Source organism: Psychromonas arctica DSM 14288 (assembly GCF_000482725.1).
Taxonomy (GTDB): domain Bacteria; phylum Pseudomonadota; class Gammaproteobacteria; order Enterobacterales; family Psychromonadaceae; genus Psychromonas; species Psychromonas arctica.
Genome location: NZ_AXWP01000001.1, coordinates 128394 through 147446 on the forward strand (window position 1 = coordinate 128394; position 19053 = coordinate 147446).

The window sequence follows — 19053 nt, forward strand, 5'->3', positions numbered from 1 at the left end:
GGCAATGGCGAAAACCACGGACGAAAGTGAGATCATTGATCAAACTGGGAGTCAGTGAACGTTTAGCTGTTTCCTGTGGGCTCACCAGCAAAGGACCTTGCCGTAGTTCGAAAACCAAAGGGATCAATATAGCGATCAGTAATGAGTTTTTAGCTAGACAAGGTTTGATATCATTAAAGGATCTGTGGATTAATATTCACTATTCATCATAAGATGAACCGCCCTGTGCGGAGCCGCATGCAGGGTGGTGTGGGGGCTGGAGGTTAGATACCTCCGGCTACCCGATTAGCTATTTTCTAATACTAAAGAACCGAAATTTCTATAGCCAAATGAATAATCTCGAATATTCTTGAGTAGCATCTTAGCATTAGGAGGGAAGCTGTCGCTTTGAATTTTATTGAGTAATTCCTTGGTTAGCTCCATATAATGATATGCAAAACATGGGTGCTGTAAGGCACTTAGAACATCTAGATTAAATATTTTTTTTGTGTAAATCGTTAGCGATTGAGTTTTACATTGCCACTTAAAAAGATAAGTACCTTTATCATCATCGGTTAAAGTATCTTTAGGTACCACATAAGTGGTCCCATGTGCAGCGATATTCCTAAGAGTAAAAATTGAGTTTATTGCTGAGGTTTTTTCTTTATCTAGGGCTTTATCTAAATTTACGTCTAAATACTCTTTATATTGGCGTTTTAATTTATCCCAACCTCCTTGGAATTCGACCTCTTCTTGAAAACTCTTAAGTAGATCATAAGATCTAGTTAATACCTTGTATTGAGGCTGATCAGTATTAGATATAGTGTGTTCACCTAGTTTTTCAGAGTCTCGTTGTATTACTTCACAAAGAAGAGAACGAAGAGATCCTTCTAAAACAGCTGCATTTATGTTTATTAAGGCTAAATTAAGTCCAACACACTCTGCACTTTGTTTGTGCTTATCGAAAGGTATATTAAAAGGGTTACTTTCACCTGGTATATATGCTTTTTTCTTAATAGTTAAAGCTAACTCGTCATACGCATTAAGTAAATGAGCTGAAGTATTCATTTGAATGAAAGTAAATTGATTTCTTTCCATTATTATTCCTGATGACTCGAACGAGCTTATAAACTTTGTGGATAACGCGAATAGCTAACAGCTTATTAACTTACAAAATGTCATTTTTGAGGTAAAAACACTACATAAGCTAATGATAAAAAATAATTTCAATCTTACGTTAATTTATTTCTATAACAAACAAGGATAGGTGTCGCGCAGCCGACACCTTATCTGGGTGTTGGACAAGCCCGAATGAGACTCTTTGCTTTATATAGTAAATAGTGGAATGGGTTTTGGGCTGGCTCAATAATTCAACTTTCTTTAAGGCGAGTCTCACTAATATACAATTGATACCTCAATTATATCAGTATGTTATATTTTATATGTTGGATGCTATATCACCTCTCTGGCTTGTTAATCTTTCATTTGTGTCAATTATCTGTTTAAGACCGTACGTTTTCACGCATTAGTTTCTCAGTCGACTTAAGCCCATAAAATGCATTTCATGGTGACAGCATGGGCAAATACAGACAGCACGCTTGCGTTTTACTGGTGTCGCCATTGTGCTTATATCGCTCCCCAATATCAGCAATATTTGTAGTCGCAATTGTTTGGCATTGCCTCTTAAAAACCCGTAATCTCTCACCCGTTGCAGACCTTTTGGTAACACGTGTTGTAAGATTAACCACAAGAATTCGAGCACAGGTAAAGTACGTTCTTTAGTCATATTAGTGCTGCTTTCTTTATACTTAAATGTGACCATTTCTTCGGATAGATTAATAATGTCTTTATCGGGTAACACGCCACGATACAGATAGCGTGATAAGTATTTAAAAGCAGAAGCACCAAATCCGACCTTACGGCAATCTACCATCCATTTTTTAGGCGTGTCAGTGGGCATGGTTAACTTCGCGCTCTGGTTAATCGCATCAATGACTCTTGCTCGCCATACTTTAGCGAGTGCAAATTCATTAAACAGATATTGCTTATCACTTTTACACCACTGTTTTTTCACAGCATTATATCGTCCGCAGGGCACAATAATATGCACATGAGGGTGACATTCTCGGCGACGATTATGTGTGTGCAATACACTAGTAAATCCTAAACTGCCTTTATTCTCTCGCTTGGCAAAGTCTTTTAATATGCCCGCCGTCACTTGTAACATCAATTGATACAGTGCTTTGGGGTGTTGACGAACCAGTACTCTCAATTGATAAGGTAGCGTAAAGGTGACCATAAAATAGTGCACGGGTAATAGTTTATCGGTCTGTTTAGCTAACCAATTTGAAGTGGTTTGATGCAAACATTGTGGACAACTTCTATTCCCACAGGATGCTGGGAGTTGTTGGTCATGCTGACAATGGCCACAATGCCATTGGGTCGTTCGATTTACATCGTTTTTACAGTGCAGCATATCAGTGATAGCGCGACGAATATCTTGATTCAACAATCCACCATATTGTTGCTCCAGTTTTGCTTGATAGCGCTCAAGTAGTGCAATAAATTGGCTCATGATGCCTCCCATTGAATTGATAACCTGTTGGTTAATTGGTTCAAGGCGGTGACATTATCTTTTTGTTTGAGTGGGGTAAGTTGAGTGTATTTCGCTGTCGTATTCAGGCTGTGATGTCCCAATAGTATTTGCAGAGAGCGTAGGTCAATACCTTGCTCTAAGAGATGAGTTGCAAAGCAATGTCGTAATGAATGTGGACTGATAGATTTATTAATACCCAATTCAGTCATTACTTTTTTCAACGCTTTCTGCACACTGCCTTTATCCATCGGCACTTGTGTATTTTTACCAATACTTGGAAATAACAACTGCGTATGACGATGCGTTGACCAATAGCAACGTAATGCAGAAAGTGTTCGTTTGGGTAAAGGGAGTAAACGGTCTTTGCCTCCTTTACCTTCGCGAATATGCACTTGCATGGTATGGCTATCAATGTCGTTCACCGTCAAATCAAGGGCTTCACTTAAGCGTAATCCCATGCTGTACAAAACAAGAAAAAACACCTGATAACGTAACGCACGAGTGTGGCTAATCATCAATCCAATTTGTTGTGGCGTGAGAATGTCTGGAATGCGTTTTACTTGTGGTGGTTTGACAATATTGAGCCATTCCCACTGTCTATCGAGAGTATGTTTATAAAAAACTGTAATCCATTTCGGTCTAATTTAATGGTACTCCATGAGTGAGTTTGAATGAGTTGTGCAAAGTAACACTTTAAATCTGCTTTGGTTAATGTGTCAGGTGTGCGGTCAAAAAAGGTAGTTATTCTACGTACTGCACGAGAGTAGGCATCAATCGTGGCAGGTCTCATGCCTTGCAGTGTTAGGTTGGTCAAATGCTGTTGATATAAAAGGTTAAAGTGTTGTTGCTCTGAAGTGTTCATGGCTTATACTCCTATTAGATATCACCGAAAAGTGATATAGATATAAGTATGAACGTTATTGGTATTTTGTTTTTCTGCCGCACAGCGGCTTCGTTCAACAAGTAATTACAGGTAAAACATAAAACTAATATCATGGGAAAAGACGACAAATTGCAATAATTACGGTGAAAATACTGCAACATGGCTATACTGTATATAAAAACACCAATTTAAAAGATAGGAGTGACATATGCCTTCTCCATTTTTGAGTGCAGTAACTGAAAATATGCGAATGAAGCACTACGCAGAAAAAACAATAAAAGCCTACCTTTATTGGATCACCTCTTTTATCTATTACAACCAAAAGAAACACCCCAATGAATGCCACGATGATGAAGTACAATCTTTTTTATCTTATTTAGCAAACCAGAGAAATGTAGCACCTAAAACACAATCACTGGCTTTAAATGCATTAGTATTTTTGTATAAAGAGTTTTTAGGTAACCCACTCACATTAGATCTAAAATTTAACCGAAGTACTGTGCAACCTAAATTGCCGGTTGTATTAACTATTTCAGAGGTTTCATTATTACTCAATAATATCCCTGTTTCACTATCACTCCCGATACAGATTTTATATGGTAGTGGCCTTCGACTGATGGAAGTATTAAGACTCCGTATACATGACATCGACTTTAATTATTTATCATTGCAAATATGGAACGCAAAAGGTGGAAAGCATCGCAGGGTCACGCTTGCTAAAGAATTAGTCCCCTCGCTAAAAAACCAAATTGAAAGAGCCAAAATTTTCTATCAACAAGATATGAATAATCCCAAATACAAAGGAGTCTATTTACCCTATGCGCTTGCAGCTAAATACCCTAGTGCGCCAACTGAACTAAGTTGGCATTACTTATTCCCTTCATCCAATTTAAGTGTTGAGCCAGCAACGCAATGCTTGAGACGACATCACATCCATGAATCTAGCTTGCAACGAGCAGTCAAGAACACCGCACGTAAATTGGCCTTTGACAAAAAAGTAACATGCCATACTTTACGTCATTCGTTTGCCACCCATTTGTTACAACGAGGCGCTGATATTCGTACGGTACAAGAACAGCTTGGACATTCAGATTTACGTACAACACAAATTTACACCCATGTACTTCAAGCTGGCGCGAATGGTGTTAGAAGTCCACTATCAGACCTATTAGCCGAATTCAAGTAAATTGACATCTTAAAAATTCAAATAAAAAACAGTTAAAGATTAACCATCAATGCGCTTGTAGTGTATTGGTAATGAATAGCACGATGGTTTCTTCTGTGATTAAAAGAACTGCAAAAAAGAACTGGACATAAATTGATATTAACAATATTAAACAGTTAAGATTAAAACCTTACCCAGATTGGCTACATCCATCCCCACCGTTGAGCTTTCCCAAACGAACAATTCCTTTCAGCAACAGCAAACAGGACGTTTGCTGTAAGTTCATTCGGCACACGGACGTGCCGTATGAACTGGTGCGTTAGGAAAGGTATTGATGGATTGGATTAGAAAGCGATTCGGTGTCAGTCTTTTTGCTTACTTTTTCTTCTGACTAAGAAAAAGTAAAGTCGCCGAAAGGGCGAAAGACCAAGTAAATAAACATCAAACTGACTGGACGAGCGCAGACGAGCTAAACTCACTGTAAATACAATATTTAACAGTTAAAAGAAAACTGAATGAGCATAGACGAGCCCTAAAAATAAAAGGGCAATAGCTACCCTTTTAGCGTTAACCTTTTAACTCAGTCAACTTCAATCTCACACGTTTCGCTGATACTGGGTACGGTGTCCCCAACTGCTGTGCAAACAACGACACCCTTAACTCTTCCATCATCCAATATACTTCAGCTAAACCTTCATGCTCATTTTCATTACTCAATAACTGCTTACATAACGCACGATAGCGCTCTTCAAGATCATGTAACTCAATGGTATTTAATCGGTCTTGGTTTGGATTCACCGGTAACTTCTCTAAACGCTTTTGTAACGCTAATAAATAACGTTTAATGTCGTTAAGTTTTCCCTCACCCACTTGGCAAACAAACCCTGGGAAAATTAAGCGCTCTAACTGCGATTTAATATCCCCTTTAGCCACTAACATACTTAAATCCGCTTTACCTTTTAACTGCTTATTGACGGCATGTGCAAGGGTTAAGACTTGTTCTACTTGTTGTGTGATTTGTAAGGTTTTGTCAGCTAATTCCGCGCGTACTTTTTCTTTCTGTAGTTCAAATTCAGGCGCTTCTTGTGGATGAATTTCGCCATCTAAAATCGCATCAACGGCACAACTAATACAGTCATCAATTAAGTCTTTAACTTGCCCAAAAGGATTAAAATACAGCCCTAATTTGGCTTTATTCGGTAAACTTTGTTGTAAATATTTAATCGGTGATGGTACGTTTAATAGAATTAATCGACGCACACCTGCTTGGTTATAACGTTGTGCTTTCGCTTCACTATCAAATAACTCGATTGCCACACTTTTGTTTTTATCCACTAATGCAGGATAAGCTTTTACTTCATAACCACCGTGATCTTTTTTGAATGAGGTAGGTAATTTACCAAAATCCCATTCAATTAAGTCTGATTTTTCAATTCCTTGTTTTGAAACCTTAGATAATGTTTGTTTTACTTTACCTTTTAAGTCGTGCTGCAATAATTTTAAATCGGTACCGACAGCAACACTTTTTTGCTTATCGTCAATCACTTTAAACTTGATACGCAGATGCGTCGGTAATGCCGATAGATCCCATGAATCTTCAGGAATTCGCACACCAGTCATGCGCAGCAATTGCTTTTCAAAAGCTTCTAATAACGGCCCCTGTAAAGGCACTAAATTTGCCATGGCCGCTTCTGCGTAGTTAGGTGCAGGCACAAAGTTACGACGAATAGGTTTAGGCAAAGTTTTGATTAGCGCCACTAAAAGCTCTTCACGTAAGGCCGGAATTTGCCAATCGAACCCTTGGTCTGATATTTGGTTTAATAGCGCTAGCGGAATATTTACCGTCACACCATCTTGCGCAGTACCTGGCTCAAAGGCATATTCAAGTTGTAAGCGGAAATCACCTTGTTGCCAATGGTCTGGGTAAGCATTCGCGGTGACTTTGTCGGCATCATGCGCCATCACTTGGTCACGTTGATAATTTAATAATTGTGGCTGCTGCTGTTTCTCTTTATTCCACCAACTATCAAACTGTTTGGCACTGCATACGTTTTGCGGCACGATTTCATCGTAGAATAAAAACAGGGTTTCATCGTCCACCAAAATATCGCGACGACGTGATTTATGCTCTAGTTCCTCAATATCGTTTAATAACGCTTGGTTATCTTTGAAGAATTGATGGCGCGTTTCAAACTCCCCTTCAACCAAGGCATGACGAATAAATAATTCACGACATAATACGGGGTCGATATGGGTGTAAATAACTTTGCGCTTGCTAACGATAGGAATGCCATACAGCATTTGTGTTTCGAACGCCCCCACTACGCCGGATTTTTTCTGCCAATGAGGCTCGGCATAACTGCGTTTAATTAAATGCTGTGCTTGCAGTTCAACCCATTCCGGTTTAATACGTGCAGCAACACGCGCAAATAGTTTTGAGGTTTCAACTAATTCGGCAAACATGCCCCACTTTGGTTGTTTTTTGAATAAACCAGAGCCAGGGAACATGTAAAACTTACTGTTACGTGCACCTAAGTATTCTGCATCTTTATCTTTTAAACCGATATGCGATAGTAGCCCAGCTAGCAATGCTTGGTGAATATCATCAAAGTTAGAGGGTGTACTGCTCACTTTAATGTCTAACTCGTCGGTTACCTGCTTGATTTGTGTGTAAATATCCTGCCATTCACGAACACGCATATACGCGAGGAAATCTTTCTGACACATTTTACGGAAATGACTGCTAGAAAGTTCTTCACGCTGTTCGTTGATATAATTCCACAGGTTTACATAGGTAATAAAATCAGAATCTTTGTCCTGGAAACGACGATGTTTTTCATCGGATGCTTGCTGTTTATCCATCGGGCGTTCGCGTGGGTCTTGAATGCTCAAAGCCGCACTGATCACCATCACTTCATGCACACAGTTAAATTCTTTAGCCGCTAAAATCATACGCGCTAAACGCGGATCTACTGGTAATTTAGCGAGTTGACGCCCTAACAGTGTAAGTTTTTTACGTGGGTCTTTGGCTTTTAAATTAACTGCGCCTAGTTCTTCTAATAAGCTCAAACCATCTTTAATATTTCTATCTTCTGGTGGCTCTACAAAGGGGAATTTATTTAATTCTCCTAACCCTAGCGATAACATCTGCAAAATTACCGAAGATAAATTAGTACGCAGTATTTCAGGGTCAGTAAACTCTGGGCGACCTTTAAAGTCTTCTTCACTGAATAACCGAATACACACACCTTCACTGACACGGCCACAACGTCCCATACGTTGATTCGCGCTGGCCTGTGAGATAGCTTCAATCGGTAAACGTTGAACTTTAGTACGGTAGCTGTAACGGCTGATACGCACGGTACCGGTATCAATAACGTATTTAATACCCGGAATGGTTAAAGAGGTTTCTGCCACATTAGTCGCTAATACAATACGTTGACCACGATGCCCTTGGAAAATTTTATTCTGCTCTGCAATACTTAACCGAGCAAATAGCGGCAGCACTTCTGTATCGCGTAATTTACGTTTAGTTAATGCTTCTGCGGTATCACGAATTTCACGTTCGCCATTCATAAAGATAAGAATGTCACCACGACCTAGACGTTGTAATTCATCAACTGCTTGAAAGATACCTTCAATTTGGTCGCCTGCGGCGGTTTCTTCTAAAGGACGATACAAGGTTTCAACGGGAAAAGTACGGCCGGAGACTTCAATAATTGGCGCGGCTTTACCACGTTTATCTGAAAAGTGTTGTGCAAAACGCTCTGGGTCGATGGTTGCTGAAGTGATAATAACTTTTAAATCTGGGCGTTTTGGTAATAGACGTTTTAAATAGCCCATTAAGAAGTCGATGTTTAAACTACGTTCGTGGGCTTCATCGATAATGATGGTGTCATATTGACTTAAGAAGCGATCATTTTGTATTTCAGCTAATAAAATACCGTCGGTCATTAGTTTGATATAAGACAGCTCACTGACTTTGTCAGTAAAACGAACACGATAACCTACTGTTTCGCCAAGCTCAGAATCTAACTCTTCAGCAATACGATTTGCCACAGTTCTAGCGGCTAAACGTCTCGGTTGAGTGTGACCAATTAGGCCCGATACTCCACGCCCTAGTTCTAAACATATTTTAGGGATCTGTGTGGTTTTACCAGAGCCTGTTTCACCGGCAATAATCACTACTTGGTTTTCTGCAATGGCTTTCGCTATTTCATCTTTTTTCTGGCTAACGGGCAGGTCAGGATAAGTCACTTCTGGCAGGTTATCTAAACGTTGCTTACGTTTATCCATTGATACTTGTATATCAATGGCGATTTTAGTCAGACTTTGTTCTACTTTTTCAGGCGATTTTAAGTTAGCAAGATCATCAATCCTACGTTTTAAACGGAATTGATCTTTGTATAACACGTCATTTAAATGGTCTTTTAAAGCAGTAGCAGAAATGGTCAAAACAATTACCTAGCAGAAACAAAAAAGTGATCCTAGCAAGGCTACTCGAAAAAGGATAGTCACGAAGGCTTGTTTATTATTGGGTAAACTAAATAGCCCCTCAATGAACTGTAATGATGCAAAGTCGGTTAACCTTGAAGTTGAATAAGGTGAGGCATTAAAGGCTCTTATTAGGTTAAGGTATTGAAGTTAAAATATTGAAGTTAAGGTATTGCAGCGATAGCATTGAGTGTCATTCTATAGGCACAAAAAAAGCAGGCAAGCCTGCTTTTTAGTTTTATTCAAGGTTTAGTTTTTATCACTGAAGAATGGGCGAAGAAATTGAAGAACGAATTAAATATGTTTTCATCACCACAATCACGGTCACAAAGGCAGCGGCTGAGGCAACTAAAGCCCCTATCGTTGAACCAGTAAAGCCAATCACCACAAAACCAACAATAGACACGAATGCCATTGCAAGCGCATAGGGTAATTGTGTTGCAACGTGGTCAATATGTTCACAACGTGCCCCCGTTGACGATAAAATAGTGGTATCTGAAATCGGAGAACAGTGGTCGCCAAATACAGAACCCGCTAATACCGCACTTAACATCGGTAACATCATGGTTAAATCCGTTGCGCCAGCCATATCACCGGCAATCGGTAACATAATGCCAAAGGTGCCCCAAGAAGTCCCTGTTGAGAACGCCATTGCGCCGGAAAGTACAAATAGAATAACCGGTAACCAATGTAATCCAATATTACCCTGTACTAAACTTGAGAGATAAGTGCCTGTATTCATATCGCCAATCACAGTACCAATAGACCAAGCAAAAAATAGAATAATAATGGCACCAAACATTGATTTTGCACCAACCCACAAGGCAAATCTAATATTTGCAAAGGTTTGCTTTTGTCTTGCTACTGTCAATAAAGAAAGCGCTAAGCCGATTGAACCACCGTAAACTAAAGAAGCACCGACATCGGTATTCTCAAAGGCACCTAATACAGAGAAAGCTTGACCCGCTTCGGCTAATGCAGCGTTGCCGGTATAAAGCATAAAAAATAACGTACCGATAATTAAGCCAATGATTGGATAAATTAAATCGCCAACTTTACCTTGTTCATGCTCTTCAATACCCATTTCATCTTGTAAATCGATATAGTCTTGCTCACCCTTGGTGATCTCTTTTTCTGCCATTGCTTCATGTTTTTTCATTGGCCCAATATCGAGCTTGAAAATAATCACTGCAAATACCATTAATAAAGTGAATATCGCATAAAAGTTCATTGGAATTAACGCAACATAAGCCCCTAACGGCGAATACTCAGTCATACCATGACTGACTAAAATACCGCTGATAATGGTCATGATGTAGGCCCCCCAACTTGAAACAGGCATCAGAATACACATTGGTGCAGCTGTTGAATCAAGTATGTAAGCTAATTTTTCGCGCGACACATTAAAGCGGTCAGTAACAGGACGAGAGATAGAGCCCACGGCTAAGCTATTAAAGTAATCATCAATAAAGATAAACACACCTAAAAAAGCTGCTAATAACGAAGCGCCACGTTTATCTTTAATATGATCTAGCGCCCAATCCGCAAAAGCACGCGTGCCACCAGAAAGCGTTAATACCGCCGTCATCATGCCCAGTAATAATAGGAAAGCGACAATACTCATATTCCAAGTATTTAAGCCGCCATCTTCAACTACCACACCTTTGACTGTGTTAAAGATGTAGCTTCCTGCTGCTACCACTGAAAAATCAACCAGTAATAAAGCACCTAATATAATACCTAAACCTAACGACAACAAAACTCGACGAGTAAGAATAGCTAACCCCAGTGCAACCACTGCAGGTAAAATCGACAGCGTAGAAGCTGAAAAATCGATTAAAGACATTAATCTTTCCTTTGTTCTACATTTGAAAATAAACTGTACGATACAGCAGACTTTCAAATGTTTTTAATATGACCGGTACAAAATACCGAATTTAAGGGAACGGGATTTTAACCTACTTTTAAAACAAAAAAACCCCCTGCTCTAAAAAGAGAGGGGGTTTATTAACACTAAAACTGCATGTTAAGTAATGTTGTTAGTATATTGCCTAACAAACAACCAATAATGGTCTGTTTTAATTAGCCATCATTAATGAATCATTGATACATTCAAGGTTAGAGTTACCCATCAAGTATGTATCGATAGCACGTGAAGCTTCACGCCCTTCATTAATACAACGTACGATCAGGGACTGACCTGTACGCATATCGCCTGCAGCAAATACACCTGCTTGCGTAGTTTGGTAATCGTTAGTTTTAACGTTACCGCGCTCATCTAAGCCAATTGCTAACTGTGCTAATACACCTGTTGGTTCTGGGTGTAAGAAACCCATTGCCAAGAATGCTTTAGTACAAGGAATTGAACGTACAGAACCTTCAATTTCTTTAAAGTTAGGACGTTGACCCGGTGCCGCTTCTTCCCATTCGATATCTGCAACCACTAACTCTTTAACGTTACCATTTTCATCACCGATGAATTCTTTGGTTAGGATTGACCAATGACGATCCACACCTTCTTCATGTGAAGTAGTTGTTTTTAAGATCATTGGGTACGAAGGCCAAGGCATGTTAACGGTACGTTTCTCAGGTGGAATCGGCATGATCTCCACTTGCGTAACAGACGCAGCTTTATGACGGTTAGAAGTACCTACACAATCAGAACCTGTATCACCACCACCGATAACTACAACATGGTCATCTGCAGCATGAATTTCTTCAGTCTTAAGATCCATACCGTTTGCACGGCGGTTATTTTGACCTAGGAATTCCATTGCAAAATGAACACCTTTTAAGTCACGACCAGGGATTGGTAGGTCACGAGGAACCGTAGAACCACCTGTTAATAACACAACATCAAATTGCTTGCGCAAATCTTTTGCATCAAAATCAACGCCAATGTGTGCATTCACAACCATTTTAATACCAGCTGCTTCCATTACTGCGATCTTACGATCGATAATGTCCATACCTAGTTTAAAGTCAGGAATACCAAAGCGTAACAAACCACCTATTTTTTCATCGCGCTCATAAACCGTCACAGTATGACCTGCTGAGTTTAATTGCTCTGCCGCTGCAAGACCTGCAGGACCCGACCCGATGATAGCAATGGTTTTACCGCTACGAGACCTTGGTATTTTTGGTTGAACATAACCATTCTCGTATGCTTTTTCTACAATTGTTTTTTCAATATTACAAATTGTAATTGGATCTTGGTTAATACCCAAAACACATGATGTTTCACATGGAGCAGGACAAACACGCCCAGTAAATTCAGGAAAGTTATTCGTTGAGCTTAGAATATCCCAAGCTTCTAACCAACTTTCGCGGTAAACCGCATCGTTGAATTCCGGAATGATGTTACCAATTGGACAACCGTTATGACAAAACGGTACGCCACAGTCCATACAACGAGAGGCTTGGTCATTAATCTTTTTACCAAACACGCCGTTTTGTACAAACTCTTTATTATCTTTTAGACGCTCTTCAACCGATAATTTCGGTGGAAGTTCACGACCTAATTCTAAAAATCCAGTAGGCTTACCCATTATGCTGCTTCTCCTTTCACTCGAGCTGCTAATGCCGCTTTATAATCACGAGGCATCACTTTAACAACTTTTGCTAAGCTTGCTTCAACATCTGCTAAGAACTTAGCCGCCATATTAGACTCCGTAAGCTCTAAATGTTTAGTGACTTTGGCAATTAACAGGTCTTTATCTGCTTGATCAAGAGGATCGAGGTCAACCAGTTCCATATTACAATTAGCAGCAAACTTATCATCTTGGTCCCAAATATAAGCAACACCGCCACTCATACCCGCCGCAAAGTTACGACCCGTAGACCCTAAGTTGATCATTATACCGCCAGTCATGTATTCACAACCGTGATCACCGACACCTTCAACAACCACTTCTGCACCCGAGTTACGTACACAGAAACGTTCACCAGCCATACCATTAATGTATGATTGACCAGATGTTGCCCCATAAAAACATACGTTACCGACGATAATATTATCTTTAGCAACTAATGTTGATGAGCGGTATGGATAAACCACGATTTGACCACCAGATAAACCTTTACCCCAGTAATCATTTGCGTCGCCTTCAACAGTAAACTCAACACCCTTAGCAAGGAAACAACCAAATGATTGTCCCGCAGAGCCTTTGAATTTAACTTGCATCGGTTTTGGTAAACCTTTGTCGTCATAGACTTTTGAAATTTCATTAGAAAGCATGGTGCCACAAGAACGGTCGATATTAGTGATAGGGAATTCACCCGATACTGCTTCGCCTTTCTCTAACGCTGGTGCTGCTAACTCAATTAATTTTCTATCTAATACTGCTTCAAGGTTATGATTTTGAGTTGTTTGGTTAAACATCCCATCTTCTTTTTTACCCTGTTGCTTGAATAGAATAGTGCTTAAATCTAAGTTTTTATATTTCCAGTGCGTCACATCTTCGCGTACTTTCAAGTTCTGTGTTTGGCCAACCATTTCAGTGATTGATTTATAACCTAACATCGCCATGTTTTCACGCATGCCTTGAACCATGTAACCAAAGAAAGTAACAACATCATCGACACGACCGTCAAACCGCTCACGTAATGTTTTGTTTTGTGTTGCGATACCAACAGGACAAGTATTTAAATGACACTTACGCATCATAATACAACCTTCAACTACTAAAGCAGCGGTTGCAACGCCCCATTCTTCAGAACCTAGTAACGCAGCAATAGTTAAGTCACGTGGTGTTTTCATCTGACCATCAGCTTGTAACACAACACGGTTACGTAAACCGTTCTTCATTAGCGTTTGATGTGCTTCAGATAGACCTAATTCCCACGGTAAACCAGCATGACGAATAGATGATAATGGAGACGCACCTGTACCACCGTCAAAACCAGCGATCAAAATAACATCAGCTTTCGCTTTAGCAACACCCGATGCAATCGTACCAACACCCGCTTCTGATACTAATTTAACGTTAACACGGCCTTCACGGTTCGCATTTTTCAAATCGTAGATAAGCTGTGCTAAATCTTCGATTGAGTAAATATCGTGATGCGGTGGTGGCGAAATCAAGCCAACGCCTGGTGTAGAGTGACGTGTACGACCAATCCAGTCATCAACTTTGTGGCCAGGTAATTGACCACCCTCACCTGGTTTTGCGCCCTGAGCCATTTTAATTTGGATTTCAGCTGCGTTAGTTAGGTAATAAGAAGTTACACCAAAACGACCCGATGCAACCTGTTTGATTGCAGAGCGTTCCCAATCACCATTTTCTTTTGGTTTGAAACGGATTGGATCTTCACCACCTTCACCAGAGTTTGACTTCGCGCCAATTCGGTTCATTGCAATCGCAAGTGTTGAGTGAGCTTCATGTGAGATAGAGCCAAAGCTCATTGCACCTGTCGCAAAACGTTTTAGAATTGATTCAGCTGGCTCTACTTCGTCAATTGAAATTGGACCTGTTTCTTTAGGTACAAATACAAATTGGCTACGTAAAGTCGCGGCATCATCACCCTGTTTATCAACGGCTTCAGCGTATTGTTTGAACTGCTCGTAATTTTTGTTACGAGTAGACTCTTGCAATAATGAGATCGTTGTTGGGTTAAATAAATGCTTTTCGCCACGTTGCTTCCACTGGTATACACCACCCACATCTAAACGTTGCGCAGGTACTGCACGTAATGGATAAGCAAAACGGTGACGCACTAGGATTTCATGTGCAATATCATCAATTGATAAACCTTGAATACGCGTTACAGTGCCTTTGAAGTAATCATCAACCACTGCTTTGCTAATACCCAATGCTTCAAATATTTGCGCACCTTGATAAGACTGAATCGTTGAGATACCCATTTTTGAGAAAATCTTCAACAGACCTGCATCAATCGCATATTTGTAAGATTTAAAGATCTCATCAACAGATTTATCAGCTGGTAAACGTTTCTTATTTTGTAGATCAACAATCATTTCTTCAATTAAGTAAGCATTTACGGCAGAAGCACCGTAACCAATTACTGTTGCAAAATGATGTGTTTCACGTACATCGCCTGTCTCTACTACGATGTCGCACATAGCACGCAAGCCACGTTTGATTAAGTAGTGATGCACTGCACCTGTTACTAACATAGCAGGAATTGGCGCATGGTCAGACGTTGCATTACGGTCAGAAAGAATGATGATTGAGTAACCATCGTGAATCGCATCTTCTGCATAACGACAAATACGTGCTAATGCTTTCTTAAGCTTACCTTTTTCACCTGTTGCTAAAAAGAAGGTTTCTAATGTTTTAGCTTGTAGATGTTTGTCATCTAATGCATTAATTTTTTGTAATTCAGCATTACTTAATACAGGCGACTCAAGTTCAACTTTATGACAATGCTCTGGCGTTTCTGCCAATAAGTTTTTGTCTTTACCTAAATAAGTATTTAGCGACATAACCATACGCTCACGAATCGGATCGATTGGTGGGTTAGTTACTTGCGCAAACAACTGTTTAAAGTAATGCGATAAATGTTGAGATTGATGAGAAAGAACCGCTAACGGCCAATCCACACCCATTGCACCTAACGGCTCTTTACCGTCACGGAACATCGGTAAGATAATTTCATTTACTTCTTCAGAAGTCACACCGAAAGCTTGTAAACGTTTTAATAACTTACCAGCATCTGGTTGGATATTACGTTCAAGCGCAGCAGGTTGATCTTCTAATTTAACAAGGTTGTTTGCTAACCAAGTTTCGTAAGGTTTTCTAGCGGCAATTCCGTCTTTTACTTCATCATCAGAAATAATGCGGCCTTGCTCAAGGTCAGCAACAAAGATACGACCCGGTTGTAAACGTCCACGTAACTTAATGTTCTTAGGATCGATTTCAACAACACCTGATTCAGATGCCATTACTAGGAAGTCATCTTTAGTCACAGTGTAACGAGATGGACGTAAACCATTACGGTCAAGTGTTGCACCTACTTGAACACCATCAGTGAAACAAACAGAAGCTGGGCCATCCCATGGTTCCATTAAGTTTGCATGATATTGGTAGAAAGCACGACGCTTTGGATCCATGTTTTTATTTTCTTGCCAAGCTTCTGGGATCATCATCATCAATGCATGAGGCAGACTACGTCCAGACAGCACTAATAATTCTAATGCCATATCAAAGCTTGCTGAATCAGACATACCATCAGTACAGATTGGCATTAACATGTCTAATTCTGAACGAGTGAAAAACTCAGCTTCAAGCAAAGCTTCACGCGCTTTCATCCAGTTGATATTACCGCGAACCGTATTAATCTCGCCATTGTGAGCAATGTAACGGAACGGTTGCGCTAAACGCCAACGTGGGAATGTGTTTGTTGAAAAACGAGAATGAACCAGTGCAAGTGCAGTCACCATACTTGGATTTTGTAAATCTAAGAAGTATTGTGGCACTTGTTCAGTGGTTAATTGACCTTTATATACAATCGTTTTGTAAGAGAAAGTATTAATGTAAAAGTTATCTTCGATACCTTGAACTGACTCTAAACAAATACGTGTTGCATAATTACGTAGAATAAATAATTTACGTTCTAATACAGCAGGCTCCATATCAGGACCGCCAGTCACAAACATATGTTCGAATTGTGGCTCGCTGCTTAATGGATCAGCACCTATCATTGAGTTGTCGGTAGGTAATACACGGTAACCAATCACTTCAAGAGAAAGACGTTCAGCAGTTCTTGCTAAAATTTCGCGACAATGATCACGATGATTTTCATCTTTAGGGAATAGAATGGTTCCTACACCGTATTGATCAAATTTAGGAAGGGTAATGCCTTCTTTTAATGCTTCTGTTACTAAAAACTCATGTGGTTTTTGTAAAAGAATACCCGCGCCATCACCACTACATGGATCGCAACCTTGACCACCACGGTGTTCCATACGCGCTAGCATATCTAGAGCTTGTGTCACAATCTTGTGAGACTTGCTGTTTTTTAGATGTGCGACGAAACCGATACCACAAGCATCATGTTCCAGTTCAGGCACATAAAGGCCTTGAGCGTTTTGCTCTATATTAGTCATAAACATGTCCTTCAAGATAAAACAGTAATGTTACTTAACTGTAAGATCTAATGTTTTCGAAGTGCTACACACGACTTGTAATTGAGTTACCAAAAACAAGCAATTAATTTTTTTACTTTTTTTGTAAAGGAAACTACTTTCTTATGAAAAGTGCACTTAACAAAAACTCCCTTGACCAAGAAATAACGCGCATAAAAGCAGTATAAGCACAGGACTTATACATTATTTCTTGAAATCACCCTACTGTTAAAGGTGTAATTTTGTCTGTATTCTATCTTTTAAGCGGCATAAAATCCAATTTTCTTATTCACTTCAGCCGCACTCCCGTGTTAAAGCAATGTTAACTGCATCAGAACCCTTGTTATCACCCTGTTAAAGCCTATGATCCACTAGGAATAAAGCGAGATGGGAGATGACGTCTAAAGACAATGATAAAGATAACTACTAACAAAGGTAGACTCAAACGTTATAAAGCGCTTACTTCATGAATTTATATTTACGAATAATGCATATAAATTCATAAAAAACTAACTTAACGCTGTTTGATAAAGTAAAGATATCACCATAATATGCTTAACGGCTAGATTTTATTGTCATTAACTAAATGACCGTTTCGATAAAGACAATATTCGCTTTAGACAGCAAAAAGCGTAAAATGTTTTTTTATCCTAAACCACGGCTATCCAATGAAAACGCATCCTTTTTTACAAAAACCTGAAAGTTTATTACTTGTGATGGCCTTTATCATGCCATTAGTATTTTCCGTATGGATGGTGCTATTGAATAACTTTGTGGTTGAAAAAGCAGCCTTTACAGGTGTTGAAATAGGAATTTTACAAAGTTTACGTGAAATCCCCGGCTTTTTAGCTTTTACTGTTATTTACGTTCTATTATTTATTAAAGAACAACGCTTAGCTATCCTCTCTTTAGGTATAACATCGGTAGGGGTTGCCATCACAGGCTACTTTCCACAAGTGATGGGGTTATATTTGACGACTATGTTAATGTCGATCGGGTTTCATTATTTCGAAACAGTTAATCAATCACTCACCCTGCAATGGATCAATAAATCTGAAGCTGCCCATTTCATGGGCCGAATACTTTCTGTTAAAGCCATCGCCTCATTGCTTGCTTATGCCAGTGTTTGGATTTTGATGGACTACTTTAACGTTAGTTATGAAGTGACTTATTTATTATTTGGTGGGTTAGGCTTAGTATTAACTCTCATTTTAGCCTCAGCTTTTAAACAATTTCCGCCACTTACTGAACAAAGCAAAAAATTTATTATAAAAAAACGCTATTGGTTATATTACGCACTGACTTTTTTCAGTGGTGCACGTCGACAGATTTTTGTCGTGTTTGCCGGTTTCTTAATGGTAGAAAAATTCCATTACAGCGTCGCTGAAATCAGCGCGTTATTCTTAATAAACTATGTTTTCAATTGGCTCTTTGCGGCAAAAATTGGCAGATTAATCGGTCACTTTGGAGAACGCTCAGTTTTGTTATTTGAATATATCGGATTGGTTATCTTATTTATTTGTTACGGCTTAGTAGAAAACAGTACTCTTGCGGCTTCGTTATATGTCATCGACCATTTGTTTTTTGCTTTAGCAATTGCGATTAAAACGTACTTCCAAAAAATAGCGAATCCTGAAGATATCGCCGCGACTGCCGGCATTAGTTTTTCTATTAATCATATTGCAGCAGTAGTGATCCCGGTATTATTAGGTTTAGTGTGGATAGTCAATCCCTCGTGGGTATTTTACTGTGGTGCAGGTTTTGCACTTTGTTCTTTAGGTCTTTCTTTTCTCATTCCTAACAACCCTTCAAAGGGCAATGAATTTACTTATCAAACAAAAGAAGCCTAA

General features: G+C 39.4%; 10 protein-coding genes and 1 pseudogene. 3 read left to right on the forward strand and 8 right to left on the reverse strand.

The genetic code is table 11. The features are described from left to right. Positions 1–212 (forward strand): annotated as a pseudogene (locus H592_RS24860) (hypothetical protein); the annotation flags it as partial. 73 nt (positions 213–285) lie between these two features. Here H592_RS24860 and H592_RS0100570 read toward each other — a convergent pair. The 4 genes from H592_RS0100570 to H592_RS24520 all read right to left on the reverse strand — a co-directional run bounded on the left by H592_RS0100570 (position 286) and on the right by H592_RS24520 (position 3437). Then, the gene (locus H592_RS0100570; protein ID WP_028867018.1) at positions 286–1077 is read right to left on the reverse strand and encodes a hypothetical protein; all 792 of its coding nucleotides are present in this window, start codon (positions 1075–1077) and stop codon (positions 286–288) included. 427 nt (positions 1078–1504) lie between these two features. Continuing rightward, on the reverse strand, positions 1505–2554 hold the full coding sequence (locus tag H592_RS0100575; protein ID WP_028866992.1) for an IS91 family transposase: 1050 nt from the start codon (positions 2552–2554) through the stop codon (positions 1505–1507). Beyond that, complete coding sequence (locus H592_RS24515; RefSeq protein ID WP_245600338.1) at positions 2551–3090, reverse strand: tyrosine-type recombinase/integrase; 540 nt, start codon at positions 3088–3090, stop codon at positions 2551–2553. Before H592_RS24515 ends, H592_RS0100575 begins: the two co-directional genes overlap by 4 nt. Before the next feature lie 41 nt (positions 3091–3131). Next, positions 3132–3437 carry a site-specific integrase gene (locus H592_RS24520; protein WP_245600339.1) on the reverse strand — a complete coding sequence of 102 codons (306 nt, stop codon included), beginning with the start codon at positions 3435–3437 and terminating at the stop codon, positions 3132–3134. Positions 3438–3666: 229 nt separating this feature from the next. Here H592_RS24520 and H592_RS0100585 point away from each other — a divergent pair, with 229 nt between their 5' ends. Next, positions 3667–4644, forward strand: coding sequence for an integron integrase (locus tag H592_RS0100585; RefSeq protein WP_028867019.1), 978 nt, complete (start codon positions 3667–3669; stop codon positions 4642–4644). A 546-nt stretch (positions 4645–5190) separates the two neighbouring features. On the opposite strand, the gene hrpA is transcribed toward H592_RS0100585, so the two are convergent. The 4 genes from hrpA to gltB all read right to left on the reverse strand — a co-directional run bounded on the left by hrpA (position 5191) and on the right by gltB (position 17185). After that, complete coding sequence (gene hrpA, locus H592_RS0100590; protein WP_028867020.1) at positions 5191–9078, reverse strand: ATP-dependent RNA helicase HrpA; 3888 nt, start codon at positions 9076–9078, stop codon at positions 5191–5193. 298 nt (positions 9079–9376) lie between these two features. Further along, positions 9377–10963: a Na+/H+ antiporter NhaC family protein gene (locus H592_RS0100595; RefSeq protein ID WP_028867021.1), complete on the reverse strand. Its 1587-nt coding sequence runs from the start codon at positions 10961–10963 to the stop codon at positions 9377–9379. A 232-nt stretch (positions 10964–11195) separates the two neighbouring features. Continuing rightward, the gene (locus tag H592_RS0100600) at positions 11196–12665 is read right to left on the reverse strand and encodes a glutamate synthase subunit beta (protein WP_028867022.1); all 1470 of its coding nucleotides are present in this window, start codon (positions 12663–12665) and stop codon (positions 11196–11198) included. Then, a complete protein-coding gene (gene gltB, locus H592_RS0100605; protein WP_028867023.1) occupies positions 12665–17185 on the reverse strand; it encodes a glutamate synthase large subunit in 4521 nt (1506 codons plus the stop codon). The genes H592_RS0100600 and gltB overlap by 1 nt, the downstream gene beginning before the upstream one ends. Positions 17186–17871: 686 nt before the next feature. Here gltB and H592_RS0100610 point away from each other — a divergent pair. Further along, the gene (locus H592_RS0100610) at positions 17872–19053 is read left to right on the forward strand and encodes an MFS transporter (RefSeq protein WP_028867024.1); all 1182 of its coding nucleotides are present in this window, start codon (positions 17872–17874) and stop codon (positions 19051–19053) included.

Excerpts from the sequence above, each read along its gene's own strand:
- H592_RS0100570 (WP_028867018.1), bottom strand. The coding sequence starts at position 1,077 with ATGGAAAGAAATCAATTTACTTTCATTCAAATGAATACTTCAGCTCAT.
- H592_RS0100575 (WP_028866992.1), bottom strand. The coding sequence starts at position 2,554 with ATGAGCCAATTTATTGCACTACTTGAGCGCTATCAAGCAAAACTGGAG.
- H592_RS24515 (WP_245600338.1), bottom strand. The coding sequence starts at position 3,090 with ATGATTAGCCACACTCGTGCGTTACGTTATCAGGTGTTTTTTCTTGTT.
- H592_RS24520 (WP_245600339.1), bottom strand. The coding sequence starts at position 3,437 with ATGAACACTTCAGAGCAACAACACTTTAACCTTTTATATCAACAGCAT.
- H592_RS0100585 (WP_028867019.1), top strand. The coding sequence starts at position 3,667 with ATGCCTTCTCCATTTTTGAGTGCAGTAACTGAAAATATGCGAATGAAG.
- H592_RS0100595 (WP_028867021.1), bottom strand. The coding sequence starts at position 10,963 with ATGTCTTTAATCGATTTTTCAGCTTCTACGCTGTCGATTTTACCTGCA.
- H592_RS0100600 (WP_028867022.1), bottom strand. The coding sequence starts at position 12,665 with ATGGGTAAGCCTACTGGATTTTTAGAATTAGGTCGTGAACTTCCACCG.
- gltB (WP_028867023.1), bottom strand. The coding sequence starts at position 17,185 with ATGACTAATATAGAGCAAAACGCTCAAGGCCTTTATGTGCCTGAACTG.
- H592_RS0100610 (WP_028867024.1), top strand. The coding sequence starts at position 17,872 with ATGAAAACGCATCCTTTTTTACAAAAACCTGAAAGTTTATTACTTGTG.